Source organism: Bacillus sp. JJ783 (assembly GCF_036963225.1).
Taxonomy (GTDB): Bacteria; Bacillota; Bacilli; order Bacillales; family Bacillaceae_G; genus Bacillus_A; species Bacillus_A cereus_U.
In genome coordinates, this window is the sequence record NZ_JBALMG010000122.1 from 1 (window position 1) to 17,827 (window position 17,827).

A 17,827-nucleotide genomic window follows, 5' to 3' on the forward strand; every position below is an offset into this window, starting at 1 on the left:
CATCTGCGCTGCGACATATGTAAACCAAATCCAAAGTGGTTCATACTTCAGTTTGCGCCCCCCGATATCTGTCACACCGATAATAAAATCAGAAATCACAAACAATAAGCCACCAAGTGCTGGCACCCACCATATTCCTGTATTCTCGTAATATAAGGCGAATGCAAAACATGCCATTCCTCCAACCCACAAACCGTAAATTAGAGCCCCAATCGTAAACAATTTATCCTGTTTTTCATTTCGGATAAAAAAGAACCATCCTATAATTAGAAAGAGTCCGTATACGAGTAAACCGATCCAAAAACCATTCCATGAAATACCTGTTTGTAAAAATGCTTTCACATAGAAACAATGTGCAAGAGCGAAAGTAACCATTCCTCCAATTAATCGATGACCAATTGGAATTAATCCTGCCATAAATAAATCCCCTACAGTTGACAATGTCATACCGAGTGCAACCCACGTACTGTACTCAACCGATGGATCTTGTAACCATATCCAAATTGCACTTCCTGTTAAAGAAAAACTAAGAATAAGACGAACCGCTAAAGGTAACGGCATATTATTTCTCGTTCTTTTCGTCTGTCCTATTGCATAAATTGCTCCCATTAAAAAAAGAATAATTTGCCCGACTAACACAATGTAAAGTACATTCATAATATGTTCTCCTCAATAAATGCTTTTTCTATCTTTTTTTCGTTACATATAGCACGTTCTCCTTTTTCTATGTAAAAAAAGAAGAACAATACTGTTCTTCCATTTTAATCGTTTTTCTGTTCTCTATGCTAGTTGTTTTTCTTGCTCAACTTTCTTTTTAACCGGGTTACGATTTACTACAATAATTCCCGCTGCGACACATGCTAAACCAAATAGTACAAAGGAATGAATTGCTTCCCCTAAAATCAGACTTGATAGTAGCACACCAAACACTGGTATAAAGAACATATACATCGAGACTTTCCCTACTTTGTTATACTTCATAATTGTATTCCATATACAGAATCCCGCTGCTGATAAGAACGATAAATATATGAGCATAAGTATTGCATGTAGATTAAATGCGAATGGCATCATTCCAACTTGAAATGCACCTATACATATCAAACCAATTGATCCGAAGATCATCTGATATGCTGTCATATACCCAATATCTAACGTTTTACTACCTTCTTTCGCTAATATGTTTCCATACGAATACATCATCGCTGCTCCAAGAAGTAATAAGCTGCCTATTCCAAAATGGAATGATAAACTTCCATCACTCGGTACATTCACTAAAATCACACCGCAAAAACCGATAGCTACTCCAATTACTTTTCTCCTATTTAGAGCATCATCTTTATATAAAAAGTGTGCGAGTAAAATTTGAAAGAATGATGATGTTCCTGAAATAATCGCTCCTTCAATTCCTGAGCTGTAACTCAATCCAATATAAAAACATATATATTGAAGAAAAGTTTGAAACAAGCCAATTTGAACTAACTGCTTTCCTGTTCCTTTTTTGAACTTCATATCTTTTCCTAACGCTTTAAAAAATAATAAGAGCATTACACCAGATAAGAAAAAGCGATAGCCAGCAAATAATATTTGTTCCCCGACTTCTTGTGGCTGAATTCCAAGTTCAACATAGCTTAATTTAATAAAGGGAAATGCGCTTCCCCATAAAAACGTTGCTACTATTGCAGCAATAAACACGCCAATCGGATGGGTAAAAAATTTCTCTGTCTTCAACTTGATGTCTTCCTTTCCGACCTTTTTATGAACAATATTCATATATACCAAAGGAAATGCGAAAACACAAGTTTTCAGTTTATCCCGCTATTCGCCGGGTAGTAAAACTCCCACCTCCAAATTCGGCTGGGGCAAAGAAGTTAGGTGGGAGCCCTGCTGCCCGTAAAAGCCCGATTGGTGAAGGCTAATAATCAGTGGGGGATGAACAAAACCCCCACTGATTAAAGTTTCACTTTATAAGAAAATGATAGTTAGCACACCTACGATAATACAGTAGAAAGAGAAATATTTTAAATTTCCTTTTGCCATAATGTTCATAAACCATTTTAATGAAATATATGTCATGACAAATGTTGCGATGAAAGCAACAATATAAGGTACAAGTAATGCATCTAAATTTGGATCGTTTGCAATGTCTGTAATACTTAACAATAAACCACCTAAGCTAACAGGAATGTATAGTAAGAAGGAGAAGCGAAGAGCTGTTTCTTGCTTCATACCAAGTAACATTGCTGCTACGATTGTAGCACCTGATCTGCTTATACCAGGAATTAGTGCGCAAGCTTGTGCTAGACCAATAATGATTGCATCTTTCATGGAAAGGTCGCCATCATTTTTACGCCCACGCAAGTTTCGAATAATCCAAAGGCCGATAGCAGTAATAAGAAGGGAAATCCCAACCATTTTCACACCTTTTAAATAGTGGTCGATATAATCTTTAAATAAAACTCCAATTACACCTGCTGGAATGGTTGCAATAACAAGGTAAATAATAAAGAAGAAATCTGATTTTGCGTCTTCTGCTCTTGTAAATATATAAGATAGACCATTCTTCGTTAGACGAATTAAATCATTTCTATAAATAAGTAATACAGCTAATAATGAAGCTGAATTAACAAGTAGTTCGAAGCTAAACCCTTCTATTTTTAGTCCTAGCAAATGCTGTGCTAAAACGAGGTGACCGCTTGAAGAAATCGGAATTGGCTCTGTTAGCCCTTGGAACAGACCAAGAATTAAATATTTTAAAATGTAGTAAAATTGTTCCATAATAACCTCCTTGTTTATTAGTCGAAAGAAACAACTTTTCCATTATAGCAAAAGAGAGGATGAATATTGAGAAGAAATAAATATTCGAAATATAATAAAAATCCCTTATACCGGTATAAGGGATTTTTATTATTAATGAGAAGCTACTGTTTCTTGAAGACCTTTAGTCAATTGAACATCGACTTTTTCAGCATCATGAATATGGCTCATAATAGTAGTATTTAATTTTTGGAACATTTGTTGAGTGTTTGCAAATTCTCTTAATATATCATCATTACAAGATTTTTGGTTTTCAATTGCTTGAATAACATTTGTAGCACCATTTTGTAACGTTTGAATCATGATTAAAATATTTTCGATTCTAGCGTTTGTATCGGCACTCATTTCTACACCTTCATCGACCAAATGTAAATTATCTTTTGTGTTTTCGTATGCTTTTTCAATTTCTTCTTGAATTTTTTTCGTTAAGTTGCCGATATTTTTTGTACTTTCAGCTGTGCTTTCTGCTAGTTTTCTTACTTCATTAGCAACAACAGCGAATCCTTTACCATGTTCGCCAGCACGTGCAGCTTCAATACTTGCATTCAATGCTAGTAAATTTGTTTGTGCTGCAATGTTTTGAATCACTTCTACAATTTGTTCAATTTCTTTAGAGCGTTCGCTTAAATGATTCATACTATTAGAAGTACGTTGTGATTGTTCACCTAATTTATTAATTACAATGAGTAAGCGATGAACGGATTCTTTTCCTTCATTAGAGCAATCGATAATTTCTTCAATAGATTGAATTAAGTTTTGCTCTTTTTGCAGCATTTCGTTATTTAATTCGTTGGAATGTGTAGTACGCATAGAAACATTTTCAAAGCATGCGTTCAATTGTTGAATTAAGTTTTGGAGTGTATGATGTTGGTTATTGACAAGTTCGTGCTCTTGCATAACGCTTTGTATACGATTGTGGATAGAAGAAATAGTCTCTTGTTTTTCAATATCTTTTTGTTTTAATTCTGCTTCTAATTCTTGTATACGATTTTCTAACTGATCAATTTTATGTTGGAGTGCCTTCTTTTGAGTAAACATGTATTTATTTCAACCGCCTTTAGAAGTTATATTTTCTCTATATTTGGATTTTAGCATCTTTTATAATTTTTAAATATAGGAATTGTTAAATATTTAAGAATCTATTACATTTTATTCATAATTCTCTTTTTTTGTCATGAAAAATAAACTGTATTTAATGGTTTTGTAAACAAACTGTAAAATAAATCATGTATAACTGTATAAGAAGGGAGTCGGATTATGAACTATTTTAAGCGAATCAGTAGTCTAGTATTAGCAGGAATTATTGTTCTTTCTAGTACAGTCGCTGTAAAAGCAGAGTCAAACGACGAAAAACTTAACAACATGCAACAGCAATTGCAGCAAAACGATGCAGATATGCAGAAGAAAGAGCAAGAGAAGCAAGCTGTTAGTAAAGAAATTCAAGGTATCGAAAACGAACTACATAATTTAAATAATACAATTGCAAAAAATAAAGAGGATCAAGCTGCTATTCAACGTAAAATCGATGAAACACATAAGCAGATTGAACAAAAAAAGAATGAAATTGTCGTTTTAGAGGATAAAGTCCTTGCTCGTAAGGATATTATGAGAAAACGTATGGTTTCTGTTCAAAACAGTTCAAATACAAGTTTAGTAGTAGAAGTTGTTGTAGAATCAAAAAACTTTGCTGATTTCATACAACGTATGAACGCAGTTACTACTATTCTAGAAGCAGATAAAGAAATTTTACGTCTACAAGAACAAGATCTTCGTCAAATTGAAGAAGATAAGAAAACAATTGATGAAAAAGAAGCATCTTTAGTAGTAGACAAACAAAAATTAGCAAAAGCACAAGCTGATTTGCAAGATAACTTGAAAAAACGTCAAGATAACTTACAAACAGTTCAAGCTAAATATAATCAGGTTGCAAGCCAACTTAATTTAGCGGCAGAAGAGAAAGCTAAAATCGAATCAAATATGAAGGCAGTACAAGAAACAATCGCTCGTGAACAAGAAGCAGCAAGAATTGCAGCGGAAGAGCGTGCGAAAGCAGAAGCAGCTGCAAAGGCTGAGCAAGAAGCTTTAGCGAAAGCACAAGCAGAAATTGCTGAAAAACAAAAGCAAGAAAAAGCTAATAAACCAGCTGAACCTGTTGTTAATAATAATTCGAAAGTAGAGCCTGAACAACCTAAGGTAACTGCTGGCGGAAAAGAAATGTATGTACACGCAACAGCTTATACAGCAGATCCGTCTGAAAATGGTTATGCAGCAGGTCAACAAGTATATTCTAAATGGGGACCGGGCGGTAAGCCTTATAACTTAACTGCAAACCCAGGAATGAAATTAATTGCAGTGGATCCATCTGTTATTCCATTAGGGTCTACTGTAAATGTTGAAGGCTATGGAATTGCAATTGCAGCAGATACTGGTGGCGCGATTAAAGGTCACAAAATTGATGTTTTAATGCCAGATAAAGCTTCGTCTAGTAATTGGGGCAGAAAAAATGTTAAAGTTACAATTTTAAACTAAAACGTAATCCAACTTTACAAAACGTAAAGTTGGATTTTTTTGTGAAAATAATGTTAAGTTGAGTTTACATTTTGTTAAGAGTAGCATACAATAATAGTGAGAGGTGGTAAATTTGACCATTTTAAACAGAGTGAAGGAATTAAGAGCTCGCTTTAATTTTACGCAAAGTGTATTAGCAGAAAAGGTTGGGGTGACGAGACAAACAATCGCTGCAATTGAAAAAGGGGATTATGTTCCTTCATTGTTACTAGCGTTAACGATTTGTGATGTGTTCCAGTTAAAGATGGAAGATGTGTTTGTTTTAAATAAGGAGGGGGAAGAGGATGAATAGAATTGGGGTTTCTTATATCGTAAATGTACTTTATACGGCGCTAGCATGCTGGACATTTGTTGAACTTTATAATGTGGTCACAGAGCTCGCAGATATAATTAAAAACGAGAAATTCCCATTTGAAGTATGGTTTAATGGAGTACCATTCGTTTTATTATTTATTGGAGCTATTATAGTTACAATTTTTTATAGAATACAAAAGAAAAAATACAAGAATTTATCCTTTTGGATGTATCCATTATTGTTTCCGTTAGAAGATGAACGTGAAAAAGCGATTACGGAGAAAGCTTGTCGAACAACTTTTGTTTCGTTATGGTATGTGTTACCTTGTGCAGTTGGATTTTTAACTCTTTCTCCTATTGTTAATTTATATATTCCAGGGTATCCGCTATATATTGCATTTGGTATTTTCTTTATTCAAATGACAGTCTTCCATGTATCCCTATACAGAAATAAATTAGTCTAAAAAGAACCCTTCTTGCATTAGCAAGAAGGGTTCTTTTTCAGCTTACACTTGTACATATAGCAATATTGTCTTATCATTTTATATAGAGTAAGATTTTGTAACGGAAAGGAATTGTATATGAATAAGCAAAGAATTTATAGTATAGTAGCAATCCTTCTATTTGTTGTAGGTGGTGTATTAATCGGAAAGCCATTTTATGATGGATATAAGGCAGAGACGAAACAGACAGCGAATGTACAAGCTGTTCAAAAGATGGAATATGAAAAGCACGACACGGAATTTGTAGATGCTTCAAAAATTAATCAACCAGACTTGGCAGAAGTAGCGAGTGCATCGTTAGATAAAAAACAAGTAATCGGTCGTATTTCAATTCCGAGCATCTCATTAGAACTTCCTGTTTTAAAAGCGTCGACTGAAAAGAATTTATTATCAGGTGCGGCAACTGTAAGAGAAAATCAAGTAATGGGACAGGGGAATTATGCGCTTGCAGGGCATAATATGTCAAAGAAAGGTGTTTTATTTAGTGATGTATCAACTTTAAAGAAGAACGATAAAATTTATTTGTATGACAATGCAAATGAGTATGAGTATACTGTTACCGGTGTATCTGAAGTGACTCCTGATAAATGGGAAGTTGTAGAGGATCATGGGAAAGATGAGATAACACTTATTACATGTGTATCTGTTAAGGATAATTCTAAGCGTTTTGTTATTACGGGTGATCTAGTAGGAAAAAAGGCGAAGAAATAAAGAAAAAAGAAGGTTCACTCTTTAAAGAGTGAACCTTCTTTTTTATCCAACATTTAGAAAAAAAAGAATATTTTAGTTGGTATTTAAGTATTTTTCTATTTTTATATAATAAAGTAATGAATCTAGGTTTTGGGAGGAACAAAAGTGAAACAGCAAATAAAAAAACTTCTTTTAACAACAAGTGTAGCGTTATTGGTAGCGCCAATTTCTGCTTATGCACATCCAGGACGTACAGATGCTAATGGTGGACATACGTGTCGTACAAATTGTGAAAAATGGGGATTACAGTACGGGGAATATCATTATCACAATAAACCAGCTTCTAGTAGTGGTGCAACGAGTCCAGCTCCTAGCCAAAATAATAATGGTGCTGTAGCAGCTGAAAGACAAGCAGAAGCGCAGCGCAATGCTGAGGCTGAAAAGCAACGTGCTGCAGAAGCACAGCGTAAAGCAGAGGAAGAGAGACAGCGTGCTGCAGAAGAACAACGCAAAGCTGAAGAAGAGAGACAACGTGTAGCCGAAGAGCAAAGAAAAGCAGAAGAGGCACGTAAGCAAGAGGAAGCCCAGCGTCAAGCTGACATGGAAAAAGGGCAGCTTGAAGGTCAAAAAAGCGGAGAGACAGATTTTAAAGCAGGAAAAAACAATGCAGAAGGACATGTAGCTGGAAAGTCAGATGCATATAAACAAGCATTTACAACTGCTTATGCTGTAGCGTGGTCTTTAGAAGAACAGAAAAAAGCGCATTTTGAAAAAGGTAAAGAGCAAGGGTTAGCACAAGAAGCAATGGACGATAGTCAAATTACTCCTGAGTTTAAGGTGAACTTTGCAGAAGGTTTCCAAGTAGGTAATAAAGAGAGAACCGAAAAGATTGAAAAAGAACAAGCGGAACTTGGTGAAAAGGCTGGTAAAGAATTAGCTGAAAAGAAACCTGGAAATACTGAAAAGGATACATATGTGAAAGCATATGAAACCGCGTATGAAAAAGGATATAAGTCTGCCAAAAAAATGGCGGAAAAAGCTGGATATACATATGCATTTGAAAATTATGATTTAAAAGTTCCTGCTAAGTATGAAAAGCACGAGTCATTAAAGAAATGGTTTACGGAAGGATTTAAATCAAATAAAAAGGCAGCAGAAATCCGAGAAGAAGGATATAAAAAAGGAGATAGCTGGCTGTCATTTTTCTATAAAAACTTCGTGCCAAGTGAATATAAAGAGCACAAAGATTTGTATGAACAAGCAATAGAAAAAGGTAAAAAAGCATAAAAAAAGATGAGGAATTTTTCCTCATCTTTTTTAATCCATCCATTTCACTAATTTCTTAGAAATTAATAATAAAACACAACCTAAAATGATTGCTGCAGCTCCGATTACTGTAAATACTTCAGCATATCCAAGTGAAGTTGTGAAGCTTGCAAGTTGTCCGCCTATAATGTTGGCGATTCCTGAGCTTGCTAGCCATACTCCCATTAATAAAGAAGCAAGTTTTACTGGAGCAAGTGCGCTAACCATTGATAGTCCAACAGGTGATAAGAATAGCTCACCTAACGTATGGAAAAGATACGTAAAGACGATAAATAGTAAGTTTGCCTTTTCTGTAATATTATGTTCATCACTACCTGTTTTTAATGTAGCGATAACGAGAATGATATAACCGATACCGAGTAGGATCATACCAAGTCCCATTTTTGTTGGGATTTTTAAATCCCCATTTTTTCTAGTTGCAAGTTTTGCCCATAATGCTGAAATGACTGGAGCAAGTAAAATAATAAATAACGGATTGACCGATTGGAACCAAGATGTTGGAACTTCCCATCCGAACACAGAGCGGTCTACAAATTTGTTTGTATATAATGTTAACGAACTACCAGCTTGTTCAAAGCCAGCCCAGAAGAAGACAACAAAGCATGTTAAAATGACGATAACTGCGGTACGTTGTTTTTCTTTTTTTGTTAACGGTGTATTTCCTACTGTTTGTTGTCCAGCAGCTGTTTGCAAATCGCGAGTTGGTTTTTTACCGATATCACCAAGGAAGCGATTAGATAGTGTTGTAAATAAAATTTGTCCAATAATCATTCCGATTGAAGCTGCTAAGAAACCGTAACGGAATCCGTAATGAACAACACCGTCCACTGTTGTTTTAAATAAATTTTCTGATAAAAACCCACAAACGAGTGGAGCTAAAAATGAACCGACGTTAATACCCATATAGAAAATTGTAAATGCACTATCACGTTTTGGATCGTGCTCTTCGTATAATTCTCCAACAAGTGTAGAGATATTCGGTTTGAAGAATCCATTACCGATAATAATAAGCGCTAATCCGAGGTATAGGCCGACTTGGTTTTGCAAGGCAAATAGTGTAAGGTTACCGATTGCCATTGTTATACCACCAATTGTGATGGCTTTTCGTTTACCTAGAAAACGGTCTGTTAAGTATCCACCGATCAATGGTGTGAAATAACAAGCTCCAGTATAAAATCCGTAAATAGAGAGTGCCCAAGCGGGACTAAAACCAAGACCACCACTTACTAAAGCTGTTGTTAAATATAATGTTAATAATCCTCGTAATCCATAGTAACTAAATCTTTCCCACATTTCTGTAAAGAAGAGTAAGTATAAACCGGGAGGATGTTTCTTTTTTCTTTGTTGTTCTCTTTCTAGTTGTATCGTTGATTCCATGTGATTTTTCCTCCTGACACAAACAAAAAACAAAGTTAATAGTTTTATATATTTAATATTTTACTTTATTAACTATTGAAAGTCAATAAAGGTTGATTTTTCAGAAGAAATTGGAAAAGGGAAGTAGATATAGAATGGGTGTTTCTTTTGTGGTAGACTATGGACTATGTTTTCTTTGTAAGGAAGCGGATTATCGCGTTTTTCCTACGTGTGGAATAGATCTCATGCGAGATGAAATTGAAGAAGGAGAAAGAAATGAAATTGTTACAGAAAAAAGAAATTTTGCTTATTAGTCTTATGTTATTCTCTATGTTCTTTGGAGCAGGTAATCTTATATTTCCACCTTTCCTTGGATACGAAGCGGGAGAGCATGTGTGGATTGCATTGCTAGGTTTTATTATGTCAGCAACAGGGCTTCCGATATTAGGTGTTATTGCTATTGCGAAAGCAGGGAGCTTTCAAACGTTAGCTGGCAGGGTTCATTCTTCATTTGCAATTATTTTTCCGTGTATTGTGTATTTATTTATTGGACCAGGTCTTGGTATACCACGTGCAGGAAGTTTAGCTTTTGAAATGGGACCAGGCCAGTTGTTCCCAGAAGCGGGTAGCGTAGTTTTATTATTGTACACGGCTATTTTCTTTAGTATTGTTTACTGGTTAAGTTTATCACCGTCTAAATTAATGGGCTTGTTTGGAAAGGTGTTAACGCCTTTATTATTATGTATGATTGCTATTATATTTATAAAAAGTATGTTTACATCAGTAGGCAGTGTGAAAGAGCCTACAGGAAATTATGGACAAGCTCCTATGTTTCAAGGATTTTTAGATGGTTATTTAACGATGGATGCATTAGCGGCTTTAATATTTGGGATTGTTATTGCAAATGCTCTGCGTGCAAAAGGTGTAGAGGATGATAAAGGTTTAGCGAAATATATGAGCATTGCTGGTATTGGAGCAGGGCTTTTATTATCTATTATTTATGTCATTCTTGGATATGTTGGCTCAATTAGTGGTTCATTGGGTACATTTGATAACGGTGCGAAAGTGTTAGCACAAGTTATGACGACATTATTTGGACAAGGTGGGTTAGTTTTATTAGGTCTTATTTTTACTGTCGCTTGTCTATGCGTTTCCATCGGACTTGTTACGTCGTGTAGTCAATTTTTCGCAAGTGTATTTCCGAAAGTACCTTATAAAGCTTGGGCATTTATATTAAGTTTTATTAGTATGGTTTTAGCTAATTTAGGATTAACGCAAATTTTAAAAGTATCGGTACCGATTCTTGGATTTATTTATCCAGTTGCACTAACGCTTATTATTTTAGGGTTATTCCATAAGTATATTGGAAAGTATGTATACGTATATTCGGTAACGATTGGAATCGTAGCGTTATTTAGTGCGATTGATGTTTTAAACAAAAGTGTACTGATGAATAAATGGACACCACTACTAAAAATGCTTCCGTTTTATTCAGAAGGTGTAGGTTGGATTGTTCCGGCATTTGTAGGTGTCTGCCTCGGTGTAATTGTTAGTATTGCTATAAATAAGAATAAATAAGTAAGAGGTGTTTTCCTATTTGGGAAAACACCTTTCTTTTTTTGGAAAAATAGTATTGAAAATGAATAGACTAAGAGTATGATAAAGGTAATTGGTAATATATAGGTCAAGTGAAAAATCGATGATGAGGGGGATTGTATGAAGGAGGATTTAAATAAGAAAATAGAAGCGCTCGAAACGGCAATTGAAACGATGCAAGAGACACTTTATGAATTGAAAGCGAAACAAAGAAAAATAGAAGTAGATAAAGTTCAACAAAATGTTAATAAGGAAAAGAAAGAATATATTGAAGCAGTAAGTAATGAAAAGTTACAAGAAGATGTTGTTAAGAAGAGGGAGTCCATGCAAGATCCAGAGGTGAAACAAGTAGATATATCTGCATTTAAACCAGAACCATTTAATATTATAAAGTTTTGTCAAACATGGTTACCACGCATATTTGTCGGTATTATGCTACTTGGCGTTATTTGGTTATTCAAAGCAGGGGTAGATGCCGGATTATTAACACCAGCGATACGGGTTGTGTTTGGTATAGTACTATCTGCCGGTTTGTATTATGTAGGAGATATACAAATTAAAAGAGAGCGGCAAGCGTTAGGGTTAGTATTAGCAGGAGAAAGTATTACGGGAATTGTTTTAACAACGTTTGCGGCACATTATTTATATGAATTTATTCCTGCAAGTATTGCGTTTATTTGCAACATTATATGGGTTGTTTTAGGGATTTATTTAGCGAAAAGATATAAATCGGAATACCTCGCTATTTTCGTGGCGGTGGGAGCATTTTTTGTTCCTTTCTTGTTAAATAGTACGACTCCTAATACGTATATTTTCTTTAGTTATGAGACGATATTAACAATTAGTCTATTATGGTATGCATTGAGAAACCGTTATAAGTACTTGTATATGATTTCTTATGTTGTGGCAGCAATTGTCCTATTTGTCTTCTTTGCTGTTATGTCAATATTAGTAGAGAATGTGCAAGTACAGTTAACAGTTGTATACGGTGCAATTCATTTACTATTATTTTGGCATATGTTTTCGGAGAGAAGTTTTATACAAGAAGCACGATTGGCGATATTTAGTGCGAATGCAGTTTTCTTTATTTTAGCCATTTCTCAAATTCCTGAATTTACAACGTGGGGATTAGTTATAAGTGCATTTGTGCATGTTGTTATGTTCGCACTTGAATATAGGAAAAATAAACATTCTGTATTTACAAATTTAATATTTGGCTTTGCAATGGGGTCATTTAGTTTAGCGATTTTATACGAGTACAGTTTGGTGAATGCAGCAATCGTATTATTGTTACAAGGTTTCCTTGGTATGGTTACTGCTATTAAAGTAAAGCAAAATATTAAATTGTATGTAAGTGCAACGATTTATGCTATTGGAATGGTGCAGACGATTTTTAGCCCGTTTGATCATTTCATTTCGGCAGGATTTGTCGCTCATATTATTTTGATAGGAACGTTCTATTATTGCATGAGACAAGCGAAAGAAGTGTTAGCGAGTTTTGGTAAATATGTGTACTCTATAGCGCTCTACTCGTTAATGGTAATTGTATTTATTACAATTACTAGAATCGGTGAAGTTCTTTCTACAGATGGAAGTATAATTAGCGTATCTGTATCGTTATTATGGATGGTATATGCGTTATTTGCAGTTTGGTTTGGCCGTTATAGACAGATGAACGAAATATTATATGCTGGCTTAGTCGTATTAGTAGTAACAGTAGGGAAGTTATTCCTTCTCGACCTACCAGAGGTGTCGATGATGATCAGGGCGGTGTTATTCTTAATCGTTGGTAGTATAGGTATCGTTATTTCAAGAATGTTTTTCTCAAAAGAAGAGAAGTGAAAAGAAGGCAATCCATATCCGGATTGCCTTTTTCATTATTTTTTATTAATCGTTACAGTTTCACTATATTTCGCTGTCGTATTTTGACGTAGACGAAGTGTTGCTTGTCCAGTTGTATTTGGATCAAGTTGTACATTCACAATTTTTTCAGCAGATCCTTGGCTATTTGTGATGAAAGAGAATGCACTGCTATATCCGAAAGAAGATGGCCAAGTGCCATTTGTATTTTGAACTTTTGCTACCTGTGTTCCGCCAGTTGTGAAGATACCTAAAGAATAATTATTGTATGTTGTATTTGGTAATAAGTTATTTACTTGAATCTTCATTTGGAACACTTCATTGTTTGGTAGAATGCTAGGGTGCGTAATTACGTAATCACTCGTTGTCACTGCACTGTTATAGCCGTATGAACCTGGTTTGAAAGTATTTGTATTGAACCACTGGTAACCTTGACTTGGTGCGCTCCAAGGTTCTGGTTGTGGTTCTGTTGATAAGCTTGGTTGTTCAAATGTTTGTAGAGCTGTAGGTGCATCAAGCTGTAAACCACTCACTTGATCTAAGCTTGTAAATGTTTCTTGCTTCGCTAACCAATTCACGATGTTTTCTAATAGGACAGCATCGTTTTCCTCTTTATAACCATCATAAGTTTTCTTTGATTGACCTGAATCTTCACGAACATATTTTGGCGAGGCATCTTCAACAGGAGAAGAATCACCAATAAAGGCTGCTTTTCCAAGGCCAACTTTCGAAATAGCAGCATAAGGCCCCTCTGCAACGCCACCACCGTTATAAACGCCGCTATCAACAGCGTTATTCCATTTTGATGGATTTTCTGGAAGATATACAAGGCCTTTCGCTAGTTTTGGATTTGTAATCGCAAGAGTAGAGCCGGCATGCATTGCTACAGATGAAACGCCAGTTGTAATTCCGAATGATTGCGCAGGTGAGACAATATTTTTAGCTGAAACATCACCAAGTGCATTGTAACGGAAGCGAATACCGAAATTATCGGATAGCCAATCAGAGCTTTCTACTCCTTGCATAGCTTGTGAAGTTGTTTCTTCATTAGACATTCCCTTTGCTGGATTATCCCATGCCCCGCGTCTATATCCATTGAACACTTCTGAGGAGTCCCAGCGGTTTTTATTACGATCTGCATTATAATGATCGGCAATGAAGAAAATACTGCCGCCATTTTTCACGTATTGTAACATTGCGTCTTGCTCAGATTTTTTATAAGGAATATTTGCTTCGGGAACGATAAATACATTGTAATTTTTTAAATCGTCGTATGTAATAGATGTTGATTTACGAAGTTCTTTTACATGATATCCGTTTTGGGCAATGCCGTTTCCGAAATCAGAAAAACCGCCATCAATAACCCAATCAGCTGTCCCGGCCGTTTGACCGTGTGTATTATCGAATAATACTTTCTTACCATTGTTTTGATTTATAACTTTTGCAGCAATTTCAGGAGCTGGGTCTACGGAGCTTTCGGCGTAAGTAGACGGAATGTAAGAACTCCCTATACTAAGTGTGATTGCTGTTGCTAAAGAAAATTGAATCCATTTTTTATTCTTCATAGAAGAATCCCCCTAATAATAAATATATGTGCTTTAATAATGTAATTGATTTTTCTATGGAAATAAAGATAGAAAATATTAAATAGTGTAAAGATAACGTTAATTTGATTGAGAAATATTTGCGCGAATAATGAAAAAATCTCTCCCTAGTAAAGTAGGAAGAGATCGTGGACTTAACTAATTTTTGAATTAGACGATTCATCAATCTTATGAAAACCTTTCATATAATACACGATAGCTAAGCCGATAAGCCAAATTGGCCCGACGATTAATGCGATTCGTGTATCTTCTGAATAGGCCATTATACCCAGTACAAGTACAAGGAAGCCGAGTGAGAAATATGAACTCAATGGGTGTAAAGGCATTTTATATGCTAGCTTATCCTTTTTATTAGTTTGTAACCCTTTACGGAATTTAATTTGCGCGACTAATATAATACCCCAAGTCCAAATTGCCCCGAAAGTTGAAATACTAGTTAGCCATGTAAACACTTTTGCAGGAACAAGATAGTTTAATATAACGCCAACGAGTAAAACGATTGCTGTTGCGATAATTCCTTGACTCGGAATACCATTTTTATTTAAACGACCGAATCTTTCGGGTGCTTTCTTTTGTTGTGCTAATGTAAATAGCATACGGCCTGTACTAAACAAACCACCGTTACAAGAAGAAAGAGCTGCTGTTAAAACAACAAAGTTAATAATGCCCGCTGCCTTTGCGATACCAATTTGCTGGAATGTTAGCACGAAGGGACTTCCTTTTTCGCCAAGTTCGTTCCAAGGGTAAATTGCCATCATAACGAATAGAGCTCCAACGTAGAATATTAAAATTCTCCAAAATACATTATCAATTGCTTTTGCGAGTGTCTTTTTCGGATTTTGAGCCTCACCAGCTGTAACTCCGATAAGTTCAACTCCTAAATAAGCGAATAATACCATTTGTAAGGAAAGTAATAATCCAGAGAAGCCATTTGGGAACCAGCCCCCATGTTCCCAAAGATTTGAAATACCAGTTGCAACGCCGCCATTTCCAAATCCGAATAGAATAATACCAAAGCCAATCACTATCATACAGATAATTGTGACAATTTTGATGAGAGCAAACCAAAACTCAAGTTCTCCAAATACTTTCACAGATAAGAAGTTGAAAGCACTCATTAATAAAAGAGCTAGTAATGCCCAAGTCCAGCGCGGGATATCAGGGAACCAGTACTGCATGTAAATGCCTGCTGCTGTAATTTCCGCCATACAAGTAACAACCCATAAAAACCAGTAATTCCAGCCTGTAATATACCCAGCTAGTGGGCTGATGTAATCATTTGCATATTTACTAAAAGAGCCAGCAACCGGTTGTTCAATTGCCATTTCTCCGAGTGCGCGCATAATGAAGAAAATAACGAGTCCGGCGATCATATAGCCTAGTAAAATAGATGGGCCAGCTAGTTTAATAGCGGAAGCTGATCCTAAAAATAGTCCAACGCCAATAGCTGAACCGAGAGACATTAAAGTAATATGCCTTTGTTTTAAGCCACGGTTTAAAGTTTCAGATTTGTTTGTTTGCTGCATAAGAAGAATACCCCCTGTAGAGTGAACAATATTTGAATGAATCCACTAAGTATTTAACTATTTCAAATTATAAAACATTTCTATCTGTTATGCTACAAAAATAATCATAATACACTGTACTACATCTGTATTTGTCAGACTTAAACTTAAAATTCTAACTATTAGAGAATATATTGACTCTTCTTTTTATTGATTGTTAAGATTAAGTATTACATTTTCTCACATACTAATAAGAAAAGAATGTGTGATAATAATTCAAGTGTAGGAAGGGTACATAAGTATGTTTCAATTACAAAAGTATAACACTTCTGTGAAGCAAGAAATTTTAGCTGGCATCACAACTTTTTTTACATTTGCGTATATTCTTGTCATCAATCCGAAAATATTATCTGATGCAGGTGTACCATTTGATCAAGCATTTACAGCAACTATTATTGCGACAGTTGTTGGAACGCTATGTATGGCGTTTTTAGCTAACTATCCAATTGTTATTGCTCCAGCTATGGGAATGAATGCATATTTTGCTTACTCTGTTGTTCAACAGGCAGAGGGAATTACATATGTCATTGCGTTTTCAGCAGTATTTGTAACAGGTATTATTTTTCTTTTATTATCTTTCACCTCGTTTAGGCAAAAGCTAATTGTCGCAATTCCGGACAGTTTAAAACATGCAATTGCGGGTGGAATCGGATTATTTATTGCTTTTATCGGATTGCGACTTTCGGGTATTATCGTTGACCACCCATCTAACTTAGTTACAATCGGCGACTTTCATTCACCGGCTGTTATTTTAACAATAGTTGGTTTAGTGTTAGCGGCGGTATTAATGGTATTACGTGTTAGTGGTGCATTGTTTATTAGTATGATTGTGACAGGGATTATTGCTTTCTTTACAGGGCAATTAAAGTTTGAAAATAACATTGTCGCAATGCCACATTTACCAGAAGGAATTATTGTTTCAAACCCTATTAATGCATTTTCAGATGTAATTCAGTATGGATTATATGGGGTTATTTTTTCATTCTTACTTGTACTTTTATTTGATACAACAGGTGCGTTACTTGGTTTAATTAAACAAGCAGGTTTAAATACAGATAACACTGAAAAGCGTTTTGGTAAGGCGTTCATTGCAGATGCAATTGGCGGGACGACAGGTTCTATCTTTGGGACAAGCCCGACAGCAGCGACAATTGAATCGTCAGCTGGAATTGCGGCAGGTGGTAAAACTGGATTGACAGGTATTGTAGTCGTTTGTTTAACGATTATAACGGCATTCTTTAGCCCTGTTATTGCCTCTTTATCAAGTGTAGCAGCTATTACAGCTCCTTCTTTAATTATAGTAGGTAGCTTAATGGCACAAAGCATTCGTGATATTAATTGGAATGAATTTGAAGATGCATTACCGGCATTTTTAATTTTCATTGGTATTCCGTTAACATCTAGTATTGCGAATGGAATTGCAATCGGATTTTTAGTGTATCCAATTTTAAAAATCGTGAAGGGGAAAGGAATGGAAGTACATCCGTTACTATACTTATTTACAATTTTGTTTGGATGTCATTTATTCCTATAATATAGATATAGAAAGGGGCTTCTTATGAGAGGCTCCTTTTTTGTGTATAATAAAGTGAAACTATAATCAGTGGGGTTTTGTTCATCCGCCATTGATTATCAGCCCTCACCAATC

The 17,827-nt window shown here is 35.3% G+C and carries 15 protein-coding genes; 8 read left to right on the forward strand and 7 right to left on the reverse strand.

The genetic code is table 11. From position 1 onward, the window contains the following. The 4 genes from V7038_RS23165 to V7038_RS23180 all read right to left on the reverse strand — a co-directional run. Nucleotides 1-657: lysoplasmalogenase (locus tag V7038_RS23165; protein ID WP_335695676.1), on the reverse strand; the 657-nt coding region annotated here is incomplete at its 3' end. Between the two features lie 123 nt (nt 658-780). Next, nucleotides 781-1,731 (reverse strand): DMT family transporter, encoded by a 951-nt coding sequence (locus tag V7038_RS23170; protein WP_002113733.1) that lies wholly within the window; start codon nt 1,729-1,731, stop codon nt 781-783. A gap of 234 nt (nt 1,732-1,965) precedes the next feature. After that, nucleotides 1,966-2,778, reverse strand: a complete 813-nt coding sequence (locus V7038_RS23175) for an undecaprenyl-diphosphate phosphatase (RefSeq protein ID WP_335695677.1) — start codon at nt 2,776-2,778, stop codon at nt 1,966-1,968. Between the two features lie 132 nt (nt 2,779-2,910). Continuing rightward, on the reverse strand, nt 2,911-3,855 hold the full coding sequence (locus tag V7038_RS23180) for a methyl-accepting chemotaxis protein (RefSeq protein WP_002114165.1): 945 nt from the start codon (nt 3,853-3,855) through the stop codon (nt 2,911-2,913). A gap of 219 nt (nt 3,856-4,074) precedes the next feature. On the opposite strand from V7038_RS23180, the gene V7038_RS23185 reads away from it, so the two are divergent. The 5 genes from V7038_RS23185 to V7038_RS23205 all read left to right on the forward strand — a co-directional run bounded on the left by V7038_RS23185 (nt 4,075) and on the right by V7038_RS23205 (nt 8,159). Beyond that, nucleotides 4,075-5,346: a 3D domain-containing protein gene (locus tag V7038_RS23185; RefSeq protein WP_002114168.1), complete on the forward strand. Its 1,272-nt coding sequence runs from the start codon at nt 4,075-4,077 to the stop codon at nt 5,344-5,346. Between the two features lie 112 nt (nt 5,347-5,458). Further along, on the forward strand, nt 5,459-5,677 hold the full coding sequence (locus tag V7038_RS23190; protein WP_000154019.1) for a helix-turn-helix transcriptional regulator: 219 nt from the start codon (nt 5,459-5,461) through the stop codon (nt 5,675-5,677). Beyond that, entirely contained in the window at nt 5,670-6,143 is a 474-nt protein-coding gene (locus tag V7038_RS23195) for a hypothetical protein (RefSeq protein ID WP_002114169.1), read from the forward strand. The genes V7038_RS23190 and V7038_RS23195 overlap by 8 nt, the downstream gene beginning before the upstream one ends. A 117-nt stretch (nt 6,144-6,260) precedes the next feature. Continuing rightward, entirely contained in the window at nt 6,261-6,893 is a 633-nt protein-coding gene (locus V7038_RS23200) for a class A sortase (protein ID WP_002114170.1), read from the forward strand. A 144-nt stretch (nt 6,894-7,037) separates the two neighbouring features. Beyond that, nucleotides 7,038-8,159, forward strand: coding sequence for a YHYH domain-containing protein (locus V7038_RS23205; RefSeq protein WP_335695678.1), 1,122 nt, complete (start codon nt 7,038-7,040; stop codon nt 8,157-8,159). A gap of 30 nt (nt 8,160-8,189) precedes the next feature. On the opposite strand, the gene V7038_RS23210 is transcribed toward V7038_RS23205, so the two are convergent. Further along, entirely contained in the window at nt 8,190-9,575 is a 1,386-nt protein-coding gene (locus V7038_RS23210; protein WP_002114172.1) for a peptide MFS transporter, read from the reverse strand. A 255-nt stretch (nt 9,576-9,830) separates the two neighbouring features. Here V7038_RS23210 and brnQ1 point away from each other — a divergent pair, with 255 nt between their 5' ends. Both brnQ1 and V7038_RS23220 read left to right on the forward strand, forming a co-directional pair. Beyond that, nucleotides 9,831-11,132 (forward strand): branched-chain amino acid transport system II carrier protein BrnQ1, encoded by a 1,302-nt coding sequence (gene brnQ1 / locus V7038_RS23215; protein WP_335695679.1) that lies wholly within the window; start codon nt 9,831-9,833, stop codon nt 11,130-11,132. A gap of 138 nt (nt 11,133-11,270) precedes the next feature. Further along, nucleotides 11,271-12,992 carry a DUF2339 domain-containing protein gene (locus V7038_RS23220; protein ID WP_335695680.1) on the forward strand — a complete coding sequence of 574 codons (1,722 nt, stop codon included), beginning with the start codon at nt 11,271-11,273 and terminating at the stop codon, nt 12,990-12,992. Nucleotides 12,993-13,027: 35 nt separating this feature from the next. Here V7038_RS23220 and V7038_RS23225 read toward each other — a convergent pair whose 3' ends face one another. Beyond that, nucleotides 13,028-14,575 carry a DNA-binding protein gene (locus tag V7038_RS23225; RefSeq protein ID WP_070138757.1) on the reverse strand — a complete coding sequence of 516 codons (1,548 nt, stop codon included), beginning with the start codon at nt 14,573-14,575 and terminating at the stop codon, nt 13,028-13,030. 173 nt (nt 14,576-14,748) lie between these two features. Beyond that, nucleotides 14,749-16,140, reverse strand: coding sequence for an amino acid permease (locus tag V7038_RS23230; protein WP_070138758.1), 1,392 nt, complete (start codon nt 16,138-16,140; stop codon nt 14,749-14,751). A 280-nt stretch (nt 16,141-16,420) separates the two neighbouring features. Between V7038_RS23230 and V7038_RS23235 the strand changes: the two genes are divergently transcribed. Further along, complete coding sequence (locus V7038_RS23235) at nt 16,421-17,713, forward strand: NCS2 family permease (RefSeq protein ID WP_070127918.1); 1,293 nt, start codon at nt 16,421-16,423, stop codon at nt 17,711-17,713. Nucleotides 17,714-17,827 lie beyond the last annotated feature (114 nt).